Raw genomic sequence first — 22,866 nt, 5'->3', positions numbered from 1 at the left:
GGAGGCAGCGATGGCACAGACGGTGTTCGACGGGATCGACGAGGTGCGGGCCGCGGTGGGCCGACACCTGGGCCACAGCGAGTGGACCACCGTCACCCAGGAGCAGGTGCAGACCTTCGCCGACGCCACCGGGGACCAGCAGTGGATCCACGTCGACGTCGAGCGGGCCACCGCCGAGTCGCCCTTCGGCGGCCCGATCGCCCACGGCTACCTCACCCTGGCGCTCACCAACCTGTTCCTGCCCCAGGTGGTCGACGTGCAGGGCATCTCGCTGGGCGTGAACCGGGGCACGGGCAAGATCCGCTTCCCCGCCCCGGTGCCGGTGGGCTCCCGGCTGCGGGCGGGGGTCGAGCTGGTGGCGGTCGACGACGTGGCCGGCGGCATCGACACCACCATGGTCATCACCGTCGAGCGCGAGGGCAGCGACAAGCCGGTCTGCGTGGTGGAGAGCCTGAGCCGCTACCTGGCCTGACGGCCTGCCCGGCACCCCCCAGGGGGCGCTGGGGGCCACCACCCAGTGACGGGCGGCACCCTGCGGTGGAGGCTGGCGGGCATGCTGCGTCCGTTCCCCGCTCCCGACCGCCTCCGCTGCCCGGTCTGCGACGCCACGCTGGCCGCCGCCCGGTGCGGGCGCTGCGGGGCCGACCTGGCCGGGAGCGCCGGCGACGAGCTGTGGCGCATCGACGCCGACCTCCACCGCCTGTCGGTCCGGCGCGTCGCCGTGGTCGACGGGCTGCGGCAGCACGCCGACCCGGCCTCGGCCGAGGCCACCACGACCGCGACGCCGGGAGGAGCTGTGGCGCCCGGGTGGCAGAGCGCCTTCGGCCCGCAGCCGGCCGCCCCGCCGGCCGGGACCTGGGCTCCCGGCGCCGCTCCGGCTCCGGCCTCCCCGTGGACGCCGCCGCCGTACCCGGGAGGACGCTCGCCGGCGGCCGCCGTGCCCGGTCCCGGGCCGGACACGTCGTCGCTCCTGCTCGGCCTGGGCACGGCCCTGCTGGTGGTGGCGGCGCTGGTCTTCGCTGCGGTGTCGTGGTCGCGGATCGGGGCGGTGGGCCAGGGCCTGCTGCTGGTCGGCCTGACCGGCGGCGTCGCCTTCGCCACCGACCGCTCGGCGCGTCGGGGGCTGGTGGGCACGGCCGAGGCGCTCGGCGTGCTCACGGTCGTGCTCGGCCCGCTGGTGGCCCAGGCCGTCCGCATCACCGCCGACCTCCCGGCGAGCGACGAGCGCACCTGGTCGACCTGGGTGTCGTGGACGTGGTGGCCGGCCGCGATCGTGGTGATCGGCGCCGCCGCGGTGGCGTTCGGCCGCAAGGTGGGCGTGCGGAGCCCCCAGCTGCTGGGGGTCACGTTGGTGCAGGTGGGCCTGCCGGTGTGGGTCCTGCTGTCGCCGGCGTCGCCGCTGGTGATGGCGACGGTCATCGCCCTCCAGGCGCTGGCCGTGCTCGGCCTCCCCGCGTGGGCGGAGCGGGGCACGTCGCAGGGCGCAGTGTGGGCCGTCGGCGGGGTGAGCGCCGGCGTGGCGGCCGCGCTCCTCGCCCTGGGGGGGCAGCTTCGAGCGTGACACCGTCACGGTCCGCCTCGGCGGCGCGGGGGCCCTCGCCCTCACCACCGTGGTCGCCGCGCTGGTGGCGCGCCGCTGGTGGGACGAGCGCGGGCCCGCCGACGTCGCCGCCGGCACGGCCACCCTGCTGGGCCTGGTCGCCGTCGGGCGCGTGGCCTTCGGCGCGGTGCCGGATGCGGCGTGGTGGCCGCTCCTGGGGCTCGTGTCCGCCGGGGTGCTGGCGGCCGCGCCTCGGCTGCTGGCCGGACGGGCGGAACCGGTGCGGGCGGTGGCGTGGTGCGCGGCCGGGGTGGCCTCGTTGCCGGTGCTCGACGCCGTCCGGGCGGCGGTGGTGGCGGCGTTCCCGGTCGACGGCGCCTGGCACGGCGCGGCGGCCGACCACGGTCGGATCGACCGCTGGGGGCTGACCGCCCCTGCCGTTCCCGCCGTCGTGGCCGGAGCGCTCGCCCTGGCCGCGGCTGTCGTCGCGTCGCTGCTGCCCGGCGCGGCAGCGGTCCGCGACGCTGCGATCCGGCGTCGCCTGGGGGCGCTCGGGCTCGGCCTCGCCGCCCTCCTCGCAGTCACCCTGCCGGCTCTCGCCGACGCCCCGGTCGTCGTGATGGTGATCTGCTGCCTGGGCGTCGCTGCGGCGCTGGCGGGTGCCGTCCGCGCCACCGGCGAGCGGGTGGCGCTCCCAGCGGCATCGTTCGCCGTGCTGGCGCTGGGCGGTGCCTGGTCGTCGGCCACCGCACCCCTGACCCTCGTGGCCCTCGCCGCGGCGGTCCTGATCGGCGGCGCAGCGGTGCTCGATGCGGTGCAGACCGGGAGGGACGGCCTGGCCGGTCCGGGGGCAGCCCTGGTGGCCCTGGGGCTGGTGGCGGAAGCCGGCCTCGGCCCGTTCGCCCTCGGTGCTGCGCCGGCATGGGCCTGGACCTCGGTGGCGACCGTGGCCGCCGCCCTCGGCGCCGTGCTGGCCGTGGCCGTGCCGATCGACCTCTTCGCCCGGTCCGCGCCCGCCCCGGTCCTCGATCCGACGCTGCCCGCCCCGCCGGCGGCGAGCCCGGCGGGCTGGGCTCCGGCGGGGGTCGCCGCTGCGGTGGCCGGCACGATCGTCGCGGCCGCCCACGGGTTCGGGCTGCTGACCGCGGGCACCGTCGGCGGCGGCGTCGACCACACCGCACCGCTCACCGTCGCCCTCGTGGTCGGGGCCGCCTGCCTGGTCGTGGTCGGCCTCACCCGCCGGGGCCGAGGGCCGGCGTGGTCGGGGTGGTTGCTCGCCGGCGGGGGCGAGCTGGTGGCGCTGGCGTGGCTGCGCCTGGCCGAGGGCGGCGTCGTCCTCGTGGAGGCCTACACCGGCCCGCTCGCGCTCCTGGTCGCCGCCGCCGTCGTGCTGGTGGCCCGGAAGGGGCCGGGGTGGCCGGCTCGGACGCCCTCCTGGCAGCTCGAGGGACCGGTGCTGGCGCTGGGCCTGCTCCCGACGGTCTTCCTGTCCCTCGGCGACCCGGGCCTCACCCGCCAGGCGATCGGCCTCGCCGTGGGCGCGGTGCTGCTCGGCTTCGGCGTGGCGGCTCGTCGTCGGGCGCCGGTGGACGTCGGCGCGGTGGCCGTCGCCCTCATCGGGCTCCAGGCCCTGGCCCCCTATGCCGCCGAGGTGCCGCGGTGGATCAGCCTCGGCCTGGCCGGCACCCTGCTGGTGGTGCTGGGCGCCACGTTCGAACAGCGCCGCCGCGACCTCCACGAGGCCCGCCGCCACTACGCCGCGCTGCGCTAGCGGCCGGAGGTCCGCGGCCGCCCGCCTGCCTCGACCTCCCGTCGGCGAGCGCGGCTTCCGTAGTCTGGGGTCCGTGGGGGGAGCTGGGGAGGAGGAGACGTCGGCGCCGATCGCCGATGACCCGCGCGAGCCGCGTCCGCGCCCGTCTCTGGGCGGCCTGCCGCCAGCCCAGCGCCGGTGGCTGCTGGCGTTCGTCCTGCTCGTGGTGGTCCTGGCCGGGGTGCAGTACCAACGCTTGGTGGACGACCACCGCGTGCCCTACGGCGACACCGCGGCCATCGCCCTCACCGCCGACCGCGCTGGAGCGACCACCCGCTGGTGGGCCAGGGCTCCACCGCCTACGTGTACGGCAACCCGTTCTCGTCGCATCCCGGGCCGATGGCCTTCTACGCGATCGGCGCCTTCACCGCCGTGCTCGGGACCACCACCGGCGGGTTCGCCTTCGCGCTGGCCCTGAACGCCGTCGCGGTCGCCGTCGCTGGGTGGGCGGGGCTCCGCGTGGCCGGCTTCCGTGGCGCCGCCGTCTTCCTCGGTGCCGCCGCAGCGGTCGGGGCCCTTGCCATCCCGGGGTTCCTGGCCAGCGTCAACATCACCTACGTCTGCGTGGTGCCGATGTTCGCCTGCCTCGCCCTGAGCGCCGCCGTCGCCGAGGCCGACTGGCGGGCCCTGCCGCCGCTGGTGGTGCTGGCCACCTTCGTGGGCCAGACCGAGGCCGTCTACGCCATCCCGCTCGTGCCGGTGCTCCTGGTCGCGCCCCTCGCTGGCTGGTGGCGAGGTCGGGCGGCCCGGCGCCCGGCGTCGGCCGCCGTGGCACCGGCCGTGGGAGCGAGCGCGATCGCCCTGGCCCTCTGGGCCCCGGTCGCCTACGACCAGCTGCGCGGGTCGGGCAACCTCGGGAAGGTCCTGACCGCCTCCATCCCCAGCCGCGGCTGGTCGGGCGCCAGCCAGGCCTGGGGCACGCTCCTGTCGGTGCCGCCGCAGCTCTCGACGGCGGAGCTGCTGGCCAGCTCGGAGCTGCAGCGCCTCGGGGCGGGCTCGCTCGTCGGGATCGCCGTGGTGGTCGGCCTGCTGGCTTGGCGGCGGGCGCACCTGGAGCGGTTCGGCGGCGTCCTCGCCGTGGCTGCCGCCACCTTCCTGGCGGCGGGGGCGGCGGGGGCCAGCCTTCCCGACAGCGACGCCACCAGCTGGCACCTCCTGTGGATCCGCACGGACCTGTTCTTCCTGGTGGCGGTGCTGGTGCTGGTCGGCCTGCCGACCTCGTTCGCCGCACGGCCGAGGGCTCGCGTGGCCACGGCGGTGGTGGGCTCGGTCCTGAGCCTGGCCTTGGTGGTCGCTGGCAGCTGGATCCGCCCCGCCGGCACGCTGAACGACGAGGCCATGGAGGCGTCGTACCGGCTCGTGGGCCCCGTCGCCTCGGCCATCCGGCCCGGCCGAGCCACCGTGCTGGCCAACCGGGGCCTGTGGAGCGACACGGTCTCGCCCGCCCTCGCGGTGCGGCTGGAGGACCGGGACCGTCCGGTCACCTTCACCCGCAACCCGCTGCCGGACACCGACGAGGTCTTGGTCGTGACGCGCGGCGAGGCGATCGGCGTGCCGGGCTCGGTGCGGGTGGCTCGGGTGCCCGCCCGTCCCGGTGCGGCGGCCCGGGCCCGACGGCTGGCTGCGGTGGTGGCCTGGCTGCGGGCGAACGGTCCCATCTCGTTGGGCGCCGATGCCGGGGTGGACCTGCCGGCGCTGGCCGACGGCCTCGTCCCGGAGCTGTGCGTCGCCGAGGTGCTGGCCGAGCCGGACCGCGTCCTCGACCTGCCGCCGTCGGTGGTCGCCGGCCTCGTCCAGCTCGGTCGGGTCTCCACCCCCGAACCGCTGCCGGCGGCGCTGTCGGCCGACGTCGAGGCGTGGGCCGAGGGCCTCGGGACCGAGGTGTGGCGCCTGCCCCGACCGCGGCCCGTCGGTGGCGACCCCGCCAGCGACCTGCTGCTCTCGCGTTCCTCCTGCTGATCGGAGCGAGCACGACGTGCCTCCGGGTCCACGGCGGTCGTCGACGCGACCGGCACGCGGCGGCCTCGGGGCGCGAGGATCCGGAGATGAGCGACGTCCACCAGTGCCCGTTCTGCGAGCTGAGGTTCACGAACCTCAAGGAGCTGCAGTTCCACATCCAGCTCGACCACCCCGACCGCGAGGTGCCCGAGCGGCGCTACTGACCTAGCGGGTGAGCAGCACCGAGGAGCCGTGGCCGAAGAGGCCCTGGTTGGCGGTGATGCCCGAGGTGGCGCCCTCGACCTGGCGGCCGGCGGCCTGGCCGCGGAGCTGCCAGGTGACCTCGCAGACCTGGGCGATGGCCTGGGCGGGGACGGCCTCGCCGAAGCAGGCCAGGCCGCCGCTGGGGTTCACCGGGATGCGGCCCCCGATCTGGGTGTCGCCGTCGTTGAGCAGGCGCTCGGCCTCACCGACCTTGCACAGGCCGATGTCCTCGTACCAGTCGAGCTCGAGGGCGGTGGAGAGGTCGTAGACCTCGGCCAGCGAGAGGTCCTCGGGGCCGATGCCGGCCTCCTCGTAGGCGGCGTGGGCGATGGACGCCTTGAACCGGTGTTCGGGCGCCGCCACCACGGCCGAGGAGTCGGTGGCCATGTCGGGCAGGTCGATGATGGTGTTGGGGTACGTCGGCGTCACCGTCGACACCGCGGCCACCCGCACCACCGAGCCGGCGGTGGCGGCGTGGCGCTTGGCGTACTCCAGCGAGCACAGGACCAGGGCGGCGCCGCCGTCGGACGTGGCGCAGATCTCCAGCAGGTGCAGCGGGTCGGCCACCATCGGGCTGGCCAGGACGTCGTCGACCGTCACCGCCTTCTGGAAGCGGGCGTTCGGGTTGGCCAGGCCGTTGGTGGCGTTCTTGACCTTGACCTTGGCGAAGTCCTGGCTGGTGGCGCCGTGCAGGTCCATGCGGCGACGGGCGGCCAGGGCGAAGTAGGTGGGGTTGGTGGCGCCGACCAGGCGGAAGCGCAGCCAGTCGGGGTCGTTCGGGCGGTCGCCGGCGTTGGGGGCCAGGAACCCCTTGGGCGTGGTGTCGGCGCCGACGACCAGCGCGACGTCGCAGAGCCCGGCCAGGATCCGGGTGCGGGCCGCCTCGATGGCGGTGACGCCCGAGGCGCACGCGGCGTACGAGGACGCCACGCGGGCGCCGTTCCAGCCGAGCGCCTGGGCGAACGTCGCGCCCGAGACGTAGCCCGGGTAGCCGTTGCGCATGGTGTCGGCCCCGGAGACGAACTGCACGTCGGACCACGGGATGCCGGCGTCGCGCAGGGCGTCGCGGGCGGCAGCCACGCCGTACTCCACGAAGTTGCGACCCCACTTGCCCCAGGGGTGCATGCCGACGCCGAGCACGGCGACCTCGTTGGCGGCCATCAGCTCGCTCCTCCGGTGGTGGCGGAGGTGACCGGCTGCCACTTCCAGATCAGGTGGTCGGTGTCGTCGTCGGAGAAGAGCACGTCGACGACGAGCTCCACCTCCTGGCCGACCGAGAGGTCGTCGACCGAGACGCCGGGGACGAGCTGGCCCATGACCACCAGGCCCTCGTCGGCCAGCTCCACGGCGGCGATGGCGAACGGCACGTGCTCGTCGGTGGGCACGACGTAGGGCGGCGGGGGCTGGTACCGGGCGTCGGTGTAGCTCCACACCTTGCCCCGGCGCGACAGCGGCACGGTCTCCATGTCGGTGCCGGCGCAGGCCGGGTTCGGACAGCCGAACGCGGCCTGGGGGAAGGCGTAGGTGCCGCAGGTGGTGCAGCGCTGGCCCAGCAGCGTGGGCTCCTCGGCATCGGGCGTGAACCAGCCCTCCGCGCCCAGTGCGGGTACTCGCGTCCTCGTGCTCATGCCTGCTCCCGAGCTGGTCGATGTCGTTTCTGATGGTACGTCAGAAACCGGGCCGGGCGGCAAAGCGGCGGACCGGGGCGATGGCCCGGCGGCCGGTGCCTGCGGTCGCCCTCCTGCGGCTCGCTGGCGGACGTGCGGACGACCGGCGGCGGCGCTTCACCCAGGCGAAACACGTGCGAAACGTTCCGTCCCTACGGTCACCGCCATGAAGGTGGAGCTGGTCCAGTGGCCGAGCGAGGAACAGCGGCTGTCGCAGCTCCGCCGAGACGAGGTGCCCCGACTCGTGCTGGTGCCCGAGGGCCTCGCGCCGCCGCTCACCTCCGACGTGCTGGAGGACTGGATCCGCCTCCCGGCGCCCGACGACGACATCCGCTCGCGGGTGCGGGTCCTCACCGACCGCGCCAGCGGCGTGCAGGAGTCCCGGGTGCCCGACCTCGACGAGAACGGCCTGCTCCGGGTGAGCGGCCGCTGGGTGTCGCTCCCGCCGGTGGAGCACCGCCTCATGGTCGTGCTGCTCGACCGCTACCGCGCCGTCGTCAGCCGCGACGCCCTGGCCCGGGCCGGCTGGCCCGAGGGCATCCCCGGCCGCAACGTGCTCGACGTCCACATCGTCCGCCTGCGCCGCCGGCTCGCGCCGCTCGGGCTCGCCATCCGCACGGTCCGCAGCCGCGGCTACCTGCTCGAAGAGGGCACCGTCGACCTCTCCGTCGGCGCCTGAGACCGCCCTCGTGCTCCACCAGGTCTCCGCGGTGGTGAAGCCGCACCGGGTGGAGGACGTGAAGGAGGCGCTGCTCGACCTCGGCATCAACGGCATCACGGCCAGCGAGGTCCGCGGCTTCGGCCGCCAGGGCGGCCACACCGAGACCTACCGCGGCGCCGAGTACACCATCGACCTGCTGCCCAAGGTGAAGCTCGACGTGGTGGTCTCCGACGAGCAGCTCGAGCCGGCGATCGCGGCCATCACCGAAGCGGCCCGCACCGGGGTGATCGGCGACGGCAAGATCTGGGTCACCGACACCGAGGGCATCACCCGCATCCGCACCGGCGAGCAGGGTCCCGAGGCGCTCTGACCCGACGAGCCGGGTCGCGGGCCGGTCGGGGTCGGTGCGGCGCCGGGGAACCGGGTGGACCGCCGGGCCGTCGGAAGACCCATGCAGATCACGCGTCGGTCCCCCCCGCCCCGCCCGCCCCCGGCTGCTGCCGCTCGCGCTCGCTGTCCTCGTCGCCCTCGCGGCGGCGGGCTGCGGGATCTCGGCGGCGGACCCCGCCGTCCACCCGGCGCCCAAGGAGTCGTTCGACCCGGCGAAGACCAGCGTGCGGGTCGAGTTCCAGGACTCGTCGGTGCCGCCCCAGTACCACCGCAGCTACGTGCTCACCGTCGAGGGTGGCGAGGCCCACGTGGTGGTCGACTCCTACGGCACCGTCGTCCACGACGAGCGCAGCACCGTTCCCACCGAGGTCTGGCAGGACTTCGTGGCCGGGCTCGACCACGACCTCGCAGCGATCGGCGAGCCCACGCCGGTGGAGCCGTGCCCGGGCGGCACGTCGCTGTCGGTGGCGATCTCGTCGGGGAGCAGGGACTTCCACCGCGCCCTCGGCAGCTGCGGCCCCGAGCGGAACGAGGCCATCACCCACGCCCTCCAGGACCTGGTGGCGCCCCTCGACCAGGCCGTCGACCTCGAGCGCCTCACCGCAACCGACTGACCCGCCGCCCCCGTCGTACCGGGTTGGGATCTGGTCGTCCTGGCAGCCGAACCCAACCCACTTCGACGTAGGTGGCGCGGGCGACGGCGACGACGGGGAGCGGGTCGGGTCAGCCCTGCTGGTGCTGGTGGACGGCGAGGTGCTCGCCGCCGCCGTGGACCACGAGGTTGGCGCCGCTCACCATGGCGGCGAGGTCGCTGGCCAGGAAGGCCACGGCGTTGCCGACGTCGGCGGGGTCGGCCACCCGGCCGAGCGGGACCGAGGCGTCGACGGCCGCCGCGCCCTCTGGCCCGCCGTAGTAGTCCTCGAACAGCTCCGTGCGGACCGCCCCGGCGGAGACGGCGTTGACCCGCACCTTCGGCGCCCACTCCATGGCCAGGCTGGTGGTCAGGTTGATGAGCCCGGCCTTGGCGGCGCCGTAGACGGCGGTGCCGGGGGAGGGGCGCAGGCCCGAGAGGCTGGCGATGTTGACGATGGACCCGCCACCGTCCTGGGCCTGCATGACGGCGTTGGCGGCCTGGCTCACGTGCAGCGCCGAGGTGAGGTTGAGCGAGAGGACCTTCTCGCTGAAGCGCGGCGAGGCGGTGGCGGCGTCGGTGCCGGGCGAACCGCCGGCGTTGTTGACCACCAGGTCGAGCCGGCCGAAGCGCTCGACCACCGCCGCCACCAGGGCGGCGGCGGCATCGGGGTCGCGCACGTCGGCGGCGAAGAAGGCGACGTCGTCGGGCAGGGCCCCCGGCTCGGGCGTGGAGCGGCCGCACACCGCGACGGTGGCCCCGGCGGCGCGGAGCCGGTCGGTGATGCCCCGGCCCACGCCGCGCCCCCCCCGGTGACCAGGGCGACGCAGCCGGTGAGGTCGACGGCCAGGGTCACGACGGGAGGCTCGCTGCTCGCTGCATGGGCGCATGGTGCCACGGGCGCGCCGGTGCCCGGCCCACGCGGGCCGGGCACCGGGGCTGCTGGCGGTCCGGGTGTGGGCCGGACCGGTCCAGCGGGTCAGATGGCGTCGCTGTCGAGCTCGCCGGTGCGGATGCGCACGATGTGGCCGGCATCGGTGACCCAGACCTTGCCGTCACCGATCTTGCCGGTGCGGGCGGTCTCGACGATGACGCCGATGATCCGGTCGGCGTCGGCGTCGTCGGCCAGCACCTCGAGCTTCACCTTCGGCACGAAGTCGATGGTGTACTCCGTGCCCCGGTACACCTCGGTGTGGCCGGCCTGTCGGCCGAAGCCCTGGACCTCGGTGACGGTGATGCCCTGGACGCCGGCGTCCTTGAGGGCCGCCTTCACGTCGTCGAGCTTGAACGGCTTGATGATGGTGGTGATCAGCTTCATGGTGCGTCTCCTCAGTTCGTGCCGTGGTAGGCGGTCTCGGCGTGCTCGGCCAGGTCGAGGCCGTTCTGCTCGGTCTCGTCATCCACCCGGATGCCGATGGTGTGCTTGAGGGCCAGGGCGATGAGGGTGGTGACGACGAACGAGTAGATGAGCGTCGCCCCGTTGGCCAGGGCCTGCTCGCCCAGGAGCCCGAGGCCGCCGCCCTCGAAGAGGCCGGCCTTGTTCTCGGTGCCGAAGTAGTCGGGGCTGGAGAAGAAGCCGATGAGCAGCGACCCGACGAGGCCGCCGACCATGTGGACGCCCACCACGTCGAGGGCGTCGTCGTAGCCGAACTTGGTCTTCAGGCCGACGGCGAAGCAGCACACCACGCCGGCGATGAGGCCGATGTAGAGCGGCGACATGCCGGAGACGAACCCGGCGCCGGGGGTGATGGCCACGAGGCCGGCCACGATGCCGGAGGCGGCACCGAGGTTGGTGAAGTGCCCGTCACGCAGCTTCTCGGTGACCGCCCAGGCCAGGCCGGCGGCCGCCGCAGCCACGAAGGTGTTGAGGAAGGCCTGGATGGCGGTGCCGGAGGCGCCGAGCGCGGAGCCGGCGTTGAAGCCGAACCAGCCGAACCAGAGGATGCCGGTGCCGAGCATGACCATGGGCATGTTGTGGGGCGGGTGGCCCTCCTGGGGCCAGCCCTTGCGCTTGCCGATCACCAGGACCATGGCGAGGGCGGCGATGCCGGCGTTGACGTGGATGGCGGTGCCGCCGGCGAAGTCCTGCGAGCCGCGGGAGCCGAGCCAGCCGCCGTAGACCCACTTGAACACCGGGACGAAGACGAGCAGGAGCCAGACCGGGACGAAGATCGCCCAGGCCGAGAACTTCATGCGGTCGGCCACGGCGCCCGAGATCAGCGCCGGCGTGATGACGGCGAACATCCCCAGGAAGACCATGGTGATGAGCAGCGCGCCGCCGTCCTCGCCGCCGATGCCCATGCCCTTCAGGCCGATGAAGTCGAGGCTGCCGAGGAACTTGTTGTCGAAGTCCGCCGGGTTCTGGCCCGAGAGCGAGTAGCCCACGACGACCCACACCACGGGGACGATGAGCAGGCACCAGAAGTTCATCATCAGCATGTTCAGGACGTTCTTCGTCCGATCCATGCCTCCGTAGAACAGGGCCAACCCTGGGGTCATGAACAGCACCAGGGCGGCCGAAACCATCACCCACGCTGCGTCACCGGTATCCATCTGCAGAGGTCTCCTTCGTCGGTCTGTCGTTGCGGCGAAAGGTTGGGCGAACGGTGTTTCGGGCCTGTTTCGGCGGGGGCGCCGTTGCCGCAAGGCAACCTGACGAAAACCTGACACCAAGGCCGGCACCCTCGCTCCGCCGGCCGGGCGGCGGCTGGGCACCGACGGCACCGGTCCACCGGCCGGCCTCGCGGGTGGGCAACGATGGACGGCCCCATGGCCACCACGCCCACCGACCTCGACGCCCCGGCGGTCGACCTGCTCGCGGCGCTGGTCGCCGCCAAGGCCGGCGGGTCGTCGCGGCAGGGCCAGGTCGACATGTGCGCCGCGGTCGACGACGCCCTGCGGACCGGTCGCCACCTGCTCGTGGAGGCGCCCACCGGCACCGGCAAGTCCCTCGCCTACGCCGTGCCGGCCGCCCTCGCTGCGCTCCGCCTCCGGCGCGACGCCCCGGCGGGCGCCGACGACGGCGAGGAGGACCACGGCGCCCGCGTCGTCATCTCCACCGCCACCAAGGCCCTGCAGGAGCAGCTGGTCGAGGTCGACCTGCCCTTCGTGGCGACGCACCTGGCCGAGGCAGGGGCGCCGTTCACCTTCGCCCTGCTCAAGGGCCGGTCGAACTACCTCTGCCGGGCCCGCGTGGCCGAGGTCGACGAACCTGCTGCCGCCCTGTTCGGGGCCGGCGCCGCCGACGACGACCTGGCCGAGGTGTTCGCCTGGGCCGAGGAGACCGAGACCGGCGACCGGTCCGAGCTCGAGGCGTGCAGCGACGAGACGTGGGCCAAGGTCTCGCTCGGGCCGGGCGAGTGCCCCGGCGCTGCGTCGTGCGACCTCGGCGACACCTGCTTCGCCGAGGCGGCCAGGTCCCGCGCCGCCGAGGCCGACGTCGTCGTGGTCAACACCCACCTGTACGCCGCCCACCTCGCCGCCGAGCGGCGGGTGCTGCCGGGCCACGGTGCGGTCGTCTTCGACGAGGCCCACGAGCTGGAGGCCACCTTCGTCTCGGCGCTGACCCGCACGGTCGGCGCCGGTCGCCTCCACGCCGTCGCCAGCCGCTGCCGGGCGGCCGGCGCCCCGGCGCCCCTGGTGGAGGACCTGCGCACCGCGGCCAAGCAGCTCGACGCCGGGTGCCGCGAGCTGGTGGGCCGACGGGTCGACGTGGCCGAGGGCGACCTCGCCTCGGGCCTGCGCTCGGTGGCGCTGGTGGCCGCCCGGCTCCTCGCCGGGCTCGCGGTCGCCGACCCCAGCCGGAACCGGCCGCGGGACAAGGCGGTGCGCGCCCAGGCCGCCATGGCCGTGCGGTCCCTGGCCGCCGACCTCGACGACGTGTTCGAGCACGCCGGCGAGCTCGGGTGCGCCTCCTGGGTCGACGGCACCAGCGAGTGGCCCCGGTTCTGCTTCGCCCGCATCGACGTCGCCCCGGTGCTGGCCTCGCACCTGTACCCGCACGTCACGGTGGTGGCCACCTCGGCGACGCTCGCCATCGGGGGCCGCTTCGACCTCCCGGCCCGGCGGCTGGGGCTGTTCCTGCGGGGGCCGGGCGACCTCGAGACGGGTGCGGCCGGAACCGTCCCCGAGCACACCGGGCTGGCCGTCGAGACGCCCTTCGACCACGCCCGCCAGGGCATCCTCTACACCGCCCGCCACCTGCCCGACCCGTCGAAGGCGCGCGAGGCCTTCGAACCGGCGGCGCGCGAGGAGCTGGCCGTGCTGGCCCAGGCCGCCGGCGGCCGCACCCTCGCCCTGTTCACCTCGTGGGCGGCGGCTCGCGCCGCAGCGGCGCACCTGCGCGACCACACCGACCTCGCCGTGCAGTGCCAGGGCGAGGGGAGCCGGACAGCCCTGGTGGAGCGCTTCCGGGCCACGCCGCGGTCGGTGCTGTGCGCCACCACGAGCTTCTGGACCGGGCTCGACCTCCACGGCGAGCAGTGCACGCTGGTGGTGATCGACCGCATCCCCTTCGGCCGGCCAGACGACCCCGTGCTCCAGGCCCGCATCGAGCTGGCCGAGGCCCGAGGCGCCAACGGCTTCGTCGAGGTGCAGCTCCCAGCCGCCGCGGTCACCCTGGCCCAGGGCGTGGGCCGCCTCATCCGCTCGGTGGAGGACCGCGGCGTGGTGGCCGTGCTCGACCGCCGCCTGGCCACCGCCGGCTACCGGGACCTGCTCCTGCGCACCATCCCTCCGCTCTGGTCGACCACCGACCAGGCCAAGGTCGTCGGTGCCCTCGGCCGCCTCGACGCCGCCGCCCTCGCCCTCGGCCGCTGACCCCCACCCGCCGAGCGATCCCGCCTCACGCCTCGCCCGCCCCACCGCCCCACCGCCCCACCCCCCCGACCGAACTTTGGGTCCACGGCCCGTGCGCGCCGGTCTGGGACCCAAAGTTCGAAGGGTTGGGCGGTGCCTCGGGGAACTTTGGGTCCACGGCCCGTGCGCGCCGGTCTGGGACCCAAAGTTCGAGGGGGTGGGCGGTGCTTCGGCGAACTTTGGGTCCACGGCCCTCGCGCGCCGGTCTGGGACCCGAAGTTCCAGGAAGTGAAGGGGCCGACGGGGCGAGGGCGAGGGGCGGTCGAGGTGGGCGCGGCGGGGGCAGTCGAGGCGGGGGAGGGGGTGGTGGCTGGGAGGGGTGGGAGGGTGGGCGGCTACGGTGGCGCCGCAGAATCTGACGACCTATCAGAAAGTCGCTGGGGCATGGGGATCACGTCGAACGTGGACGAGCGCGGCATCGCCGAGGTGGTGATGGACAACCCGCCGGTGAACGCGCTGAACGTGGCCGGGTGGTTCGATCTGGCCCGCGTCGTGCGGTCGCTCGGCGAGCAGGCCGACGTGCGCGTCGTGGTGCTGCGGGCCGAGGGCAAGGGCTTCAACGCCGGGGTCGACATCAAGGAGATGCAGGCCACCGAGGGCTACACCGCCCTGATCGGTGCCAACCGCGGCTGCTACGAGGCGTTCGCCGCGGTCTACGAGTGCAAGGTCCCGGTCATCGCCGCGGTCAACGGGTTCTGCGTGGGCGGGGGCATCGGGCTCATCGGCAACGCCGATGTGATCGTGGCCGCCGACGACGCCACCTTCGGCCTCCCAGAGGTCGACCGTGGTGCGCTCGGCGCCGCCACCCACCTGTCCCGCCTGGTGCCACAGCACAAGATGCGGGCGATGGTCTACACGTCGGCCACCGCCACGGCGCAGGAGCTCCACGCCTTCGGCTCGGTGCTCGAGGTCGTGCCCCAGGCCGACCTGCGGGCCGCCGCCCTCCGGGTGGCCGAGCAGATCGCCGCCAAGTCGCCCACGGTCATCCGGGCGGCCAAGGAGTCCCTGAACGGCATCGACCTCTGGGACGTGAAGAGGAGCTACCGGTTCGAGCAGGGCTTCACCTTCGAGCTGAACCTGTCGGGCGTGGCCGACGAGCACCGCGACGCCTTCGTCGCCAAGCGAGACACGGATGTGAGCCAGTGAGCGACGAGACCTTCCCGCAGCCTCGGGACAAGCGCCTGACCGAGGACGAGGTGGTCGCCCGCCTGTCGTCCGGGTCGACCATCGGCATCGGCGGGTGGGGGAGCCGGCGCAAGCCGATGTCGCTGGTGCGGGCCATCCTGCGCAGCGACCTCACCGACCTGCACGTGGTCACCTACGGCGGTCCCGAGGTCGGCATGCTGGCCGCCGCCGGCAAGCTGGCCAAGCTGACCTTCGCCTTCGTGGCGCCCGACGTGGGCCCGGCCGCCGTGCTGGAGCCCCACTTCCGGGCCGCCCGCCAGAGCGGGAAGCTCCAGTGCACCGAGCTCGACGAGGGCATGCTCCTGCTCGGGCTCCAGGCCGCGGCCTGGCGGGTGCCGTTCCTGCCCACCCGCGTGGGCCTGGGCTCGGACCTCACGCTGGTCGACCCCAGCCTCAAGACCGTGCGCTCGCCGTACCCCGGCCCCGACGGCGGCGAGGGCGAGGAGCTGATCGCCCAGCCCGCCATCCACCTCGACGCCGCGCTGGTGCACCTGAACGTGGCCGACGACCGCGGCAACGCCGCCTTCACCGGCCCGGACCTCTACTTCGACGACCTGCTGCTCGAGGCCGCCGCGCAGCGCTTCGTCTCGGCCGAACGGCTGGTGCCGTCGGGCGAGCTGGCGGCCGCCGCCGGCGACGTGACCCGCCTCCGGGTGAGCCGCCTGTTCGTCGACGGCCTGGTCGAGGCGCCCAACGGCGCCCACCCCACCTCGTGCGACCCCGACTACGGGCGCGACGAGGCGTTCCAGAAGACCTACCTCGGCACCGCCAAGGACCCCGCCCTGTGGGACGCGTTCCGCAGCGACTGGCTGTCCTTCGCCACCGAGGCCGAGTACCAGGCCGCCCTGGCCGCCCGCCCCACCGAGGAGGCCGCATCGTGAGCGCCACCGACCTGACCGACCTGGTCCGCCGAGCCGACGTGTGCGCGGTGGCGGTCGCCGACACCTTCCGGGGCGACGGCGAGATCCTCGCCAACCCCATCGGCACCATCGCCATGATCGGCGGCCGCCTGGCCCGGGCCACCTGGGAGCCCGACCTGCTGATGACCGACGGCGAGGCCGGCCTCATCGCCAACGACGAGGCCACCCCGGCCAAGGGCGACCGCATCATCGAGACGTGGAACCCCTACCGCCGCATGTTCGACGTCGTGTGGAGCGGGCGCCGCCACGTGATGATGGGCGCCACCCAGGTCGACCAGCACGGCAACCAGAACATCGCCGGCCTGGGCGGGACGCCCACCCAGCCCAAGACCCAGCTGCTGGGCTTCCGGGGCGCACCGGGCAACACCATCAACGACACCACCTCGTACTTCGTGGCCGCCCACGGGCCCCGGGTGTTCGTGCCGAAGGTCGACGTCGTCACCGGCATCGGCTACGACCGCGCCGCCGAGCTCGGCCCGGTGGCGGCGCGCTTCCACGAGATCCGGCGCGTGGTGTCGAACCTCGGCGTGTTCGACTTCGAGACCCCGGACCACCGCATGCGGGTGCGCTCGCTGCATCCCGGGGTCACCATCGACGAGGTCGTCGAGGCCACCGGCTTCGAGCTGGCCATCCCCGAGGACGTGCCCACCAGCCGGCTGCCGTCGCCCGAGGAGCTGCGCCTCCTGAGCGAGGTCATCGACCCCGCGGGCACCCGCTTCAAGGAGGTCCCCGACCCGGCCTGACCGGGCCGGCGACTACTCGACCGGGGCGGGAAAGCGCTCGCGGAAGGTGAAGGCCCGCGGGGTCGGCCCGTGCTCGGTCAGGTGGTCCAGGCGGGCCCTGGCCTCGGCGGGGTCGGGCCGGTGGCCGGTGGGGACCCACCAGAGCGCGACCGCGGCGCCTGGCGCCGGGGTGAAGAACTCACGGCGGCGGCGCAGGAAGTCCTGGTGATCGCTCCGGTAGGTGAAGGCGTGGAGGGCCTCGACCGACTCCCACACCCCCAGGTTGATGATGATCTGGTCGTCGTCGTAGGGCCGGACCTCGGTGGCGTTGCCGTGCTCGTCCTGGAAGCGCCACACGAAGCCGGGGCTGGCTTCGGCGAGGGCGTTGATCGGGTCGAGGCCGGCTGCGAAGTCGGCCAGCTGGGCGGAGTCCATCGGGGCGACGAGCCGAGCGATGTTCACCTGGGCGACCTGGTGCGACATGGGCGCGGATCGTACCGGCCTCGGGCCGAGGTCCCTGGCCTACGATCCCGGCCGTGGTCAGCGATCAGTACCGGATGCACCGGCTCCGTTCCGGCGACGAGTGGGTGCTCGGCACCCTCGCCAAGGGCAACGCCCGGTTCGGTGACGGCTCCGAGGCCGAGTGGCAGGCCCCGCTGGGCAGCGACGAGGCCTCGCAGTTCGTCAGCGACCCCCACACCGTCTGCATCGTGGCCATCGACATGGCCACCAACCACATCGCCGGCTTCATCTACGGCGGGGTGCTCAGCCGCCGCCACACCCGGCTGCACCACATGTGCCTCTACGAGGTCGGCGTCGACCTCGACCACCGCCAGACGGGCGTCGGCATGCTGCTCATGCAGGCCTTCGCCGGCGAGGCCCGCAAGCTCGGGATCGACCGGGGCTTCGTCATCACCAACGAGGCCAACCATGCCGCCGTGGCGCTCTACGAGTCCTACGGCGCACTGCGCGGCGACGGCAACGACCGGCTCTTCGGCCTGAGCTTCTGAGCCGGCGGGCGGGCGCCCTACGCTGCCGCCATGTCTGACGACCCATCAGAAACCGGCTCCGATCCGCTCCGCACCCGGTTCTGCGACCTGGTGGGTTGCCGGTACCCGATCGTGCAGACCGGCATGGGCTGGGTGTCGGGCGCCAACCTGACCGCCGCCACCAGCGCGGCCGGCGGCTTCGGCATCCTGGCGGCGGTCACCATGACCCCCGACCAGCTCAAGGCGGCGGTGGCCGGCGTGAAGGAGCGCACCGACGCCCCGTTCGGCGTGAACTTCCGCGCCGACCAGCCCGACCTCATCGAGCGGCTCCAGTTCGTCACCGGCCAGGGCGTGAAGCTGGTGTCCTTCGCCGGCGCGCCCACCAAGGACGCCATCAAGCTGGTGCACGACGCCGGCGCCGTGGTGGTGCCCACGGTCGGGGCGCGGCGCCACGCCGAGAAGATGCTCGAGTGGGGCGTCGACGGCGTCATCGCCCAGGGCGGCGAGGGCGGGGGCCACACGGGCACGGTGCCCACCTCGCTCCTGCTGCCCCAGGTGGTCGACGCGGTGGGCGAGGCCATCCCGGTGCTGGGCGCCGGCGGCTTCCACTCCGGCGCCGGCCTGGTGGCGGCGCTGGCCTACGGCGCCGACGGCATCGCCATGGGGACCCGCTTCCTGCTCACCGCCGAGAGCCGGGTGCCCGACGACATCAAGGCCCGCTACACCGCCGCCTCGGTGTTCGACACGGTGGTCACCACCGCGCTCGACGGCGCCCCGCAGCGCGTGATCCGCACCGAGATGATCGACGGCCTGGAGAAGGCACCCACCGTGCTCAAGCTCCCCGCCGCCCTCCGCCGGGCGCTGGCCTTCCGCAAGCAGACGGGCACGCCGCTCAAGGAGCTGGTGCAGGAGGGCCTCGCCATGCGCAAGAGCCAGGACCTCAGCTGGGCCCAGCTGGCCATGGCCGCCAACGCACCGATGCTCATCAAGACCGCGCTCGTCGACGGCGACCCCTCGGTGGGCGTGCTGCCCACCGGCCAGGTCACGGGCGTGATCGGCGAGCTGCCCAGCGTCGCGGAGCTGGTGGAGGGGATCGTGGCCGACGCCCGTGCCACCCTCACCCGCCTCGGCCGCACCCGCGGCTGACCCGCTCGGCTGGCCTGCTGCGCGCCCCAGACTTCGGGACCTGACGGGGCGTCAGATACGCTCGGCGGCCGTATGGACCTGACCTGGAGCGCCGAGGAAGACGCCTTCCGTGCCGAGGTGCGCGGGTGGCTCGAGCAGGAGCTGGGAGCGTGGCGGGAGCGCCACGACGACCGGATCCTCTCGGGCGACACCACCGAGGGCTTCGCCCAGCACCTCGACTGGGAGCGCACCCTCTACGCCGCCGGCTACGCCGCGGTGTCCTGGCCCGAGGCCTTCGGCGGCCGGGCCGCCAGCCGCTGGGAGTGGCTGATCTTCGAGGAGGAGTACTACCGGGCGGGCGGTCCGCAGCGGGTCACCCAGAACGGCATCTTCCTGCTGGCCCCGACCGTCTTCGAGTTCGGCACGCCCGAGCAGCAGGCCCACATCCTCCCCCGCATGGCCGGGGCCGAGGACCTGTGGTGCCAGGGCTGGAGCGAGCCCAACGCCGGCTCCGACCTCGCCTCGCTCACCTGCAAGGCCACCCGCGACGACGAGCGTGGCGGCTGGGTGCTCGACGGCCAGAAGACCTGGACCACCCGGGGGGGCGTTCTGCACCCACCTCTTCGGCCTGTTCCGCACCGAGCCGGGCAGCGAGCGCCACAAGGGCCTCACCTACCTCCTCGTGCCGCTCGAGGCCGAGGGCGTCACCGTCCGCGGGTTCGGCCGGCTCGACGGCGACGAGGGCTTCGCCGAGGTGTTCTTCGACGGTGCGTTCCTGCCGGACGACGCCGTGCCCGGTGGCGTGGTGCTGGGCGGCGAGGGCCAGGGGTGGTCGGTGGCCATGGCCACCACGTCCTCCGAGCGGGGCCTCACGCTGCGCTCGCCCGGCCGCTTCACCGCCACCGCCGACCGCCTGGTGGAGCTCTACAAGCAGCGGGCCAAGGCGCCCGAGCTGATCGACCCCGCCCTGCGGGACCAGGTGGTCCAGGGGTGGATGGAGGCCGAGGCCTACCGGCTCCAGACCCTGCAGACGGTCACCGACGACGCCGAGGGCCGCTCGGCCGGCGCGGCTTCGAGCTTCACCAAGGTCTGGTGGTCCGAGCTCGACGTGAAGCTGCACGAGACCGCCCTCGACCTGCTCGGCCCCGAGGCCGAGCTCGACGGCCCGTGGTCGAAGGGGTGGCAGTTCGCCCTGTCGGGCCCCATCTACGCGGGCACCAACGAGATCCAGCGCAACATCGCCGCCGAGCGCGTCCTCGGCCTCCCGAGGAAGTAGGGCTCCGGCATGCGCTTCGCCTTCACCGACGACCAGCTGGCCTTCCGGGACGCCGTCCGCGACCTGCTGGCCAAGGAGTGCGCCCCGGAGGTCGTGCGGGCCGCGTGGCCCGACGGCACCGATGCCCACGGCGCCCGCAAGGGCGAGGGCTCCCGGGCCGATGCCGACCGCGTGGGCAAGGTCTGGGCCGACCTGGCCGAGATGGGCGTGCTCGGCATCGCCGTCTCCGAGGAGCACGGCGGCCTGGGAATGGGCCCGCTCGACTGGGTGCTGCTGGCCGAGGAGACCGGCTACGCGGCGCTGCCGCACCCGTTCGTGGAGACCGCGTGCGTGGTCGCCCCGCTGCTCGACGCCACCGGCGACCCGCACGGCGTGCTGGCCGAGCTGCTCGACGGCAGCCGCCAGGCGGCGGCCCTGCCGCTCACCACCACCCTGGTGCCGTGGGGCGACGCCGTCACCTACCTGATCAGCCTCGACCACCAGCCGGCCGCCGACCCGGCGTGGGTGGCCCGCCGGGTGCAGGGCGGCCTCGCCGTCGGCGACAAGCCCGACGCCCGCCGCACGCTGGCCGACACGCTCGACGCCGGTCGCCACGTGGTGCAGCTGGGCGCCTGGACCGCCGATGCCGGCTTCGGCACCGCCGACCAGGTCGAGCAGGCCTTCGACCGCGGCGCCCTCGGCACCGCCGCCCAGCTGCTCGGCCTCGGCCGCCGGCTGCTCGACCTGAGCGTGGCCTACGCCGCAGAGCGCAAGCAGTTCGGCGTGCCCATCGGCTCCCAGCAGGCCGTGAAGCACCACCTGGCCGACGCCGCCATGAAGCTGCGCTTCGCGGCCCCAGCGGTCTACGCCGCGGCGTGGTCGGTGGCCACCGACGCCCCCACCGCCTCCCGGGACGTGTCCACGGCCAAGGCCCTGGCCTCCGACGCCGCCCGCTTCACCGCCCGCCAGGCCCTCCAGTGCCACGGCGCCATCGGCTACACGGTGGAGTACGACCTCCACCTCTACCTGAAGCGCGCCGAGGCCCTGGTCCGCTCCTGGGGCGACGCCGCCTGGCACCGTCGCCGCGTCGCCACCGCCCTCGGCATCTAGCCACCCCGGGCCCCCACCCCGCCGAGCTCGTCGCAGTTGGCCGACGCCACGGTCGACAAGTGCGACACGTTCGTGGTGGTCTCGTGCACCCGGCCCCGCCGAACTCGTCGCAGTTGGCCGACGCCCGGGTCGACAACTGCGACAAGTTCGTGGTCCTGGCACCCACCCCGCTGAACTCGTCGCAGTTGGCCGACGCCCGGGTCGACAAGTGCGACAAGTTCGTGGTCCTGGCACCCACCCCGCTGAACTCGTCGCAGTTGGTCGACGCCACGGTCGACAAGTGCGACACGTTCAGGATGGTGTGGTCGGCCTGGGGTGGGGACCTGACGGGGCGTTAGGTTTGACGGCGAACCCGATCCGCAGGAGCGCTGCCATGCCCGAGGCCTACATCGTCGACGCCGTCCGGACCCCGGTGGGCAAGCGAGGCGGCTCGCTCGCCGACGTGCACCCCGCCGACCTCGGCGCGGCGTCCATCAAGGCGCTGCTGCAGCGCACGGGCATCGACCCGGGCGCCGTCGAGGACGTCATCTTCGGCAACGTCGACTCCGTCGGCGGCCAGGCCGGCGACATCGCCCGCACCTGCTGGCTGGTGGCCGGCGGTCCCGAGCACGTTCCGGGCACCACGGTCGACCGCCAGTGCGGCTCGGCCCAGCAGGCCGTGCACTTCGCCGCCCAGGCGGTGATGGCCGGCGTGAACGACCTCGTGGTGGCCGGCGGCGTGCAGCAGATGAGCCAGATCCCGATCAGCTCGGCCATGACCCTGGCCTCGGACCTGGGCTTCCCCGACCCGTTCAGCACCTCGCCCGGTTGGGTGGAGCGCTACGGCACCCAGGAGGTCAGCCAGTTCCGCGGCGCCGAGCTCATCGCCGAGAAGTGGGAGATCTCCCGGGACGACATGGAGCAGTTCGCCGTCGAGTCCCACACCCGGGCGCTCAAGGCCCAGGCCAACGGCCTGTTCGAGTCGGAGATCACGCCCCTGAACGGCCTCGATCGCGACGAGGGCCCCCGCGAGCCCAAGTGGGAGAAGATCCGCTCCCTCAAGACGCTCGTGCCCGACGGCCGCATCACCGCCGCCATGGCCAGCCAGATCAGCGACGCCTCGGCCTCGATCCTCATCGCCTCGGAGCAGGCCGTGAAGGACCACGGCCTCACGCCGCGGGCCCGCATCCACCACATGAGCGTGCGGGGCGACGACCCCATCTTCATGCTCTCGGCGCCCATCCCCGCCACCCGCTACGCGCTCGAGAAGACCGGCCTGACCATGGCCGACATCGACGCCGTCGAGATCAACGAGGCGTTCGCCTCGGTGGTGCTGGCCTGGGCCAAGGAGCTCCAGCCCGACATGGCCACCGTCAACCCCAACGGCGGCGCCATCGCCCTCGGCCACCCGCTCGGCGCCACCGGCGCCCGGCTCATGACGACCCTGCTGAACCACCTCGAGCAGACGGGCGGCCGCTACGGCCTCCAGACCATGTGCGAGGGCGGCGGCCAGGCCAACGTCACCATCATCGAGCGCCTGGGCTGACCGCATCGGGTCCCTCGTCCTGTCGGGGATCGGCGTCGGTGGGCGACGTGTGCTCCCGACGGAACGTCGGTGTGGGGTGGGTCGTCGGTCCTGTCGGGGTTCGGTGTCGTCGGGCGACGTGTGCTCCCGACGGAACGTCGGTGTGGGGTGGGTCGTCGGTCCTGTCGGGGTACGGTGTCGTCGGGCGACGTGTGCTCCCGACGGAACTGGCAGCGGTCGTTCGGGAGGATGGGGTCGTTCGGGCGGTTCGTCCGATTGAGGGCCGGGGGGCGCGGGT

22 protein-coding genes and 1 pseudogene are annotated in these 22,866 nt (G+C 74.1%); 17 read left to right on the top strand and 6 right to left on the bottom strand.

The window, feature by feature from the left end; all coding sequences use genetic code 11:
* Nucleotides 1-10: 10 nt before the first annotated feature.
* The 4 genes from KSP35_RS09585 to KSP35_RS09570 all read left to right on the top strand — a co-directional run bounded on the left by KSP35_RS09585 (nucleotide 11) and on the right by KSP35_RS09570 (nucleotide 5,309).
* Nucleotides 11-472, top strand: coding sequence for a MaoC family dehydratase (locus KSP35_RS09585; protein ID WP_217001267.1), 462 nt, complete (start codon nucleotides 11-13; stop codon nucleotides 470-472).
* An 81-nt stretch (nucleotides 473-553) separates the two neighbouring features.
* On the top strand, nucleotides 554-1,561 hold the full coding sequence (locus tag KSP35_RS09580; RefSeq protein WP_217001266.1) for a hypothetical protein: 1,008 nt from the start codon (nucleotides 554-556) through the stop codon (nucleotides 1,559-1,561).
* A gap of 49 nt (nucleotides 1,562-1,610) precedes the next feature.
* On the top strand, nucleotides 1,611-3,311 hold the full coding sequence (locus KSP35_RS09575; protein ID WP_217001265.1) for an SCO7613 C-terminal domain-containing membrane protein: 1,701 nt from the start codon (nucleotides 1,611-1,613) through the stop codon (nucleotides 3,309-3,311).
* A gap of 318 nt (nucleotides 3,312-3,629) precedes the next feature.
* On the top strand, nucleotides 3,630-5,309 hold the full coding sequence (locus KSP35_RS09570) for a hypothetical protein (RefSeq protein WP_217001264.1): 1,680 nt from the start codon (nucleotides 3,630-3,632) through the stop codon (nucleotides 5,307-5,309).
* Nucleotides 5,310-5,513: 204 nt separating this feature from the next.
* Here the strand turns inward: KSP35_RS09570 and KSP35_RS09565 are convergent, their stop codons facing one another.
* Entirely contained in the window at nucleotides 5,514-6,713 is a 1,200-nt protein-coding gene (locus tag KSP35_RS09565; protein ID WP_254127069.1) for a lipid-transfer protein, read from the bottom strand.
* Entirely contained in the window at nucleotides 6,713-7,180 is a 468-nt protein-coding gene (locus KSP35_RS09560) for a Zn-ribbon domain-containing OB-fold protein (protein ID WP_217001262.1), read from the bottom strand. Before KSP35_RS09560 ends, KSP35_RS09565 begins: the two co-directional genes overlap by 1 nt.
* Nucleotides 7,181-7,385: 205 nt before the next feature.
* Between KSP35_RS09560 and KSP35_RS09555 the strand changes: the two genes are divergently transcribed.
* From KSP35_RS09555 to KSP35_RS09545, 3 genes are all read left to right on the top strand, one after another.
* Nucleotides 7,386-7,898 carry a winged helix-turn-helix domain-containing protein gene (locus KSP35_RS09555; RefSeq protein WP_217001260.1) on the top strand — a complete coding sequence of 171 codons (513 nt, stop codon included), beginning with the start codon at nucleotides 7,386-7,388 and terminating at the stop codon, nucleotides 7,896-7,898.
* A gap of 10 nt (nucleotides 7,899-7,908) precedes the next feature.
* Nucleotides 7,909-8,250 carry a P-II family nitrogen regulator gene (locus tag KSP35_RS09550; RefSeq protein ID WP_217001258.1) on the top strand — a complete coding sequence of 114 codons (342 nt, stop codon included), beginning with the start codon at nucleotides 7,909-7,911 and terminating at the stop codon, nucleotides 8,248-8,250.
* Between the two features lie 244 nt (nucleotides 8,251-8,494).
* Nucleotides 8,495-8,884: an SEA domain-containing protein gene (locus tag KSP35_RS09545; protein WP_217001257.1), complete on the top strand. Its 390-nt coding sequence runs from the start codon at nucleotides 8,495-8,497 to the stop codon at nucleotides 8,882-8,884.
* 109 nt (nucleotides 8,885-8,993) lie between these two features.
* Here the strand turns inward: KSP35_RS09545 and KSP35_RS09540 are convergent, their stop codons facing one another.
* From KSP35_RS09540 to KSP35_RS09530, 3 genes are all read right to left on the bottom strand, one after another.
* Complete coding sequence (locus KSP35_RS09540; RefSeq protein ID WP_217001255.1) at nucleotides 8,994-9,698, bottom strand: SDR family oxidoreductase; 705 nt, start codon at nucleotides 9,696-9,698, stop codon at nucleotides 8,994-8,996.
* A 182-nt stretch (nucleotides 9,699-9,880) separates the two neighbouring features.
* Entirely contained in the window at nucleotides 9,881-10,219 is a 339-nt protein-coding gene (locus KSP35_RS09535) for a P-II family nitrogen regulator (protein ID WP_217001253.1), read from the bottom strand.
* 11 nt (nucleotides 10,220-10,230) lie between these two features.
* Nucleotides 10,231-11,427, bottom strand: coding sequence for an ammonium transporter (locus KSP35_RS09530; RefSeq protein WP_254127068.1), 1,197 nt, complete (start codon nucleotides 11,425-11,427; stop codon nucleotides 10,231-10,233).
* 243 nt (nucleotides 11,428-11,670) lie between these two features.
* Here KSP35_RS09530 and KSP35_RS09525 point away from each other — a divergent pair, with 243 nt between their 5' ends.
* The 4 genes from KSP35_RS09525 to KSP35_RS09510 all read left to right on the top strand — a co-directional run bounded on the left by KSP35_RS09525 (nucleotide 11,671) and on the right by KSP35_RS09510 (nucleotide 16,606).
* Complete coding sequence (locus tag KSP35_RS09525; protein ID WP_217001249.1) at nucleotides 11,671-13,719, top strand: ATP-dependent DNA helicase; 2,049 nt, start codon at nucleotides 11,671-11,673, stop codon at nucleotides 13,717-13,719.
* 423 nt (nucleotides 13,720-14,142) lie between these two features.
* Nucleotides 14,143-14,904 (top strand): enoyl-CoA hydratase family protein, encoded by a 762-nt coding sequence (locus tag KSP35_RS09520; protein WP_217001247.1) that lies wholly within the window; start codon nucleotides 14,143-14,145, stop codon nucleotides 14,902-14,904.
* Nucleotides 14,901-15,824 (top strand): CoA transferase subunit A, encoded by a 924-nt coding sequence (locus KSP35_RS09515; protein WP_217001245.1) that lies wholly within the window; start codon nucleotides 14,901-14,903, stop codon nucleotides 15,822-15,824. The genes KSP35_RS09520 and KSP35_RS09515 overlap by 4 nt, the downstream gene beginning before the upstream one ends.
* On the top strand, nucleotides 15,821-16,606 hold the full coding sequence (locus KSP35_RS09510) for a CoA-transferase subunit beta (RefSeq protein ID WP_254127067.1): 786 nt from the start codon (nucleotides 15,821-15,823) through the stop codon (nucleotides 16,604-16,606). The genes KSP35_RS09515 and KSP35_RS09510 overlap by 4 nt, the downstream gene beginning before the upstream one ends.
* A gap of 12 nt (nucleotides 16,607-16,618) precedes the next feature.
* Here the strand turns inward: KSP35_RS09510 and KSP35_RS09505 are convergent, their stop codons facing one another.
* Entirely contained in the window at nucleotides 16,619-17,068 is a 450-nt protein-coding gene (locus KSP35_RS09505; protein WP_217001243.1) for a DUF3291 domain-containing protein, read from the bottom strand.
* A gap of 53 nt (nucleotides 17,069-17,121) precedes the next feature.
* On the opposite strand from KSP35_RS09505, the gene KSP35_RS09500 reads away from it, so the two are divergent.
* From KSP35_RS09500 to KSP35_RS09470, 6 genes and pseudogenes are all read left to right on the top strand, one after another.
* The gene (locus KSP35_RS09500; RefSeq protein ID WP_217001241.1) at nucleotides 17,122-17,595 is read left to right on the top strand and encodes a GNAT family N-acetyltransferase; all 474 of its coding nucleotides are present in this window, start codon (nucleotides 17,122-17,124) and stop codon (nucleotides 17,593-17,595) included.
* Between the two features lie 30 nt (nucleotides 17,596-17,625).
* A complete protein-coding gene (locus KSP35_RS09495) occupies nucleotides 17,626-18,720 on the top strand; it encodes a nitronate monooxygenase family protein (protein WP_217001240.1) in 1,095 nt (364 codons plus the stop codon).
* A 72-nt stretch (nucleotides 18,721-18,792) separates the two neighbouring features.
* Nucleotides 18,793-19,975 (top strand): annotated as a pseudogene (locus KSP35_RS25755) (acyl-CoA dehydrogenase family protein).
* Between the two features lie 9 nt (nucleotides 19,976-19,984).
* Nucleotides 19,985-21,064, top strand: a complete 1,080-nt coding sequence (locus KSP35_RS09480) for an acyl-CoA dehydrogenase family protein (RefSeq protein WP_217001236.1) — start codon at nucleotides 19,985-19,987, stop codon at nucleotides 21,062-21,064.
* Between the two features lie 59 nt (nucleotides 21,065-21,123).
* Nucleotides 21,124-21,402 carry a hypothetical protein gene (locus tag KSP35_RS09475; protein ID WP_217002335.1) on the top strand — a complete coding sequence of 93 codons (279 nt, stop codon included), beginning with the start codon at nucleotides 21,124-21,126 and terminating at the stop codon, nucleotides 21,400-21,402.
* 35 nt (nucleotides 21,403-21,437) lie between these two features.
* Nucleotides 21,438-22,589: an acetyl-CoA C-acetyltransferase gene (locus KSP35_RS09470; protein ID WP_217001234.1), complete on the top strand. Its 1,152-nt coding sequence runs from the start codon at nucleotides 21,438-21,440 to the stop codon at nucleotides 22,587-22,589.
* The last annotated feature ends 277 nt before the right edge of the window (nucleotides 22,590-22,866 follow it).

This window comes from Aquihabitans sp. G128 (genome assembly GCF_019048865.1).
GTDB lineage: Bacteria > Actinomycetota > Acidimicrobiia > Acidimicrobiales > Iamiaceae > Aquihabitans.
Note: the sequence above shows the minus strand (reverse complement) of the source record. Positions and strands in the feature narration are given on the sequence as shown.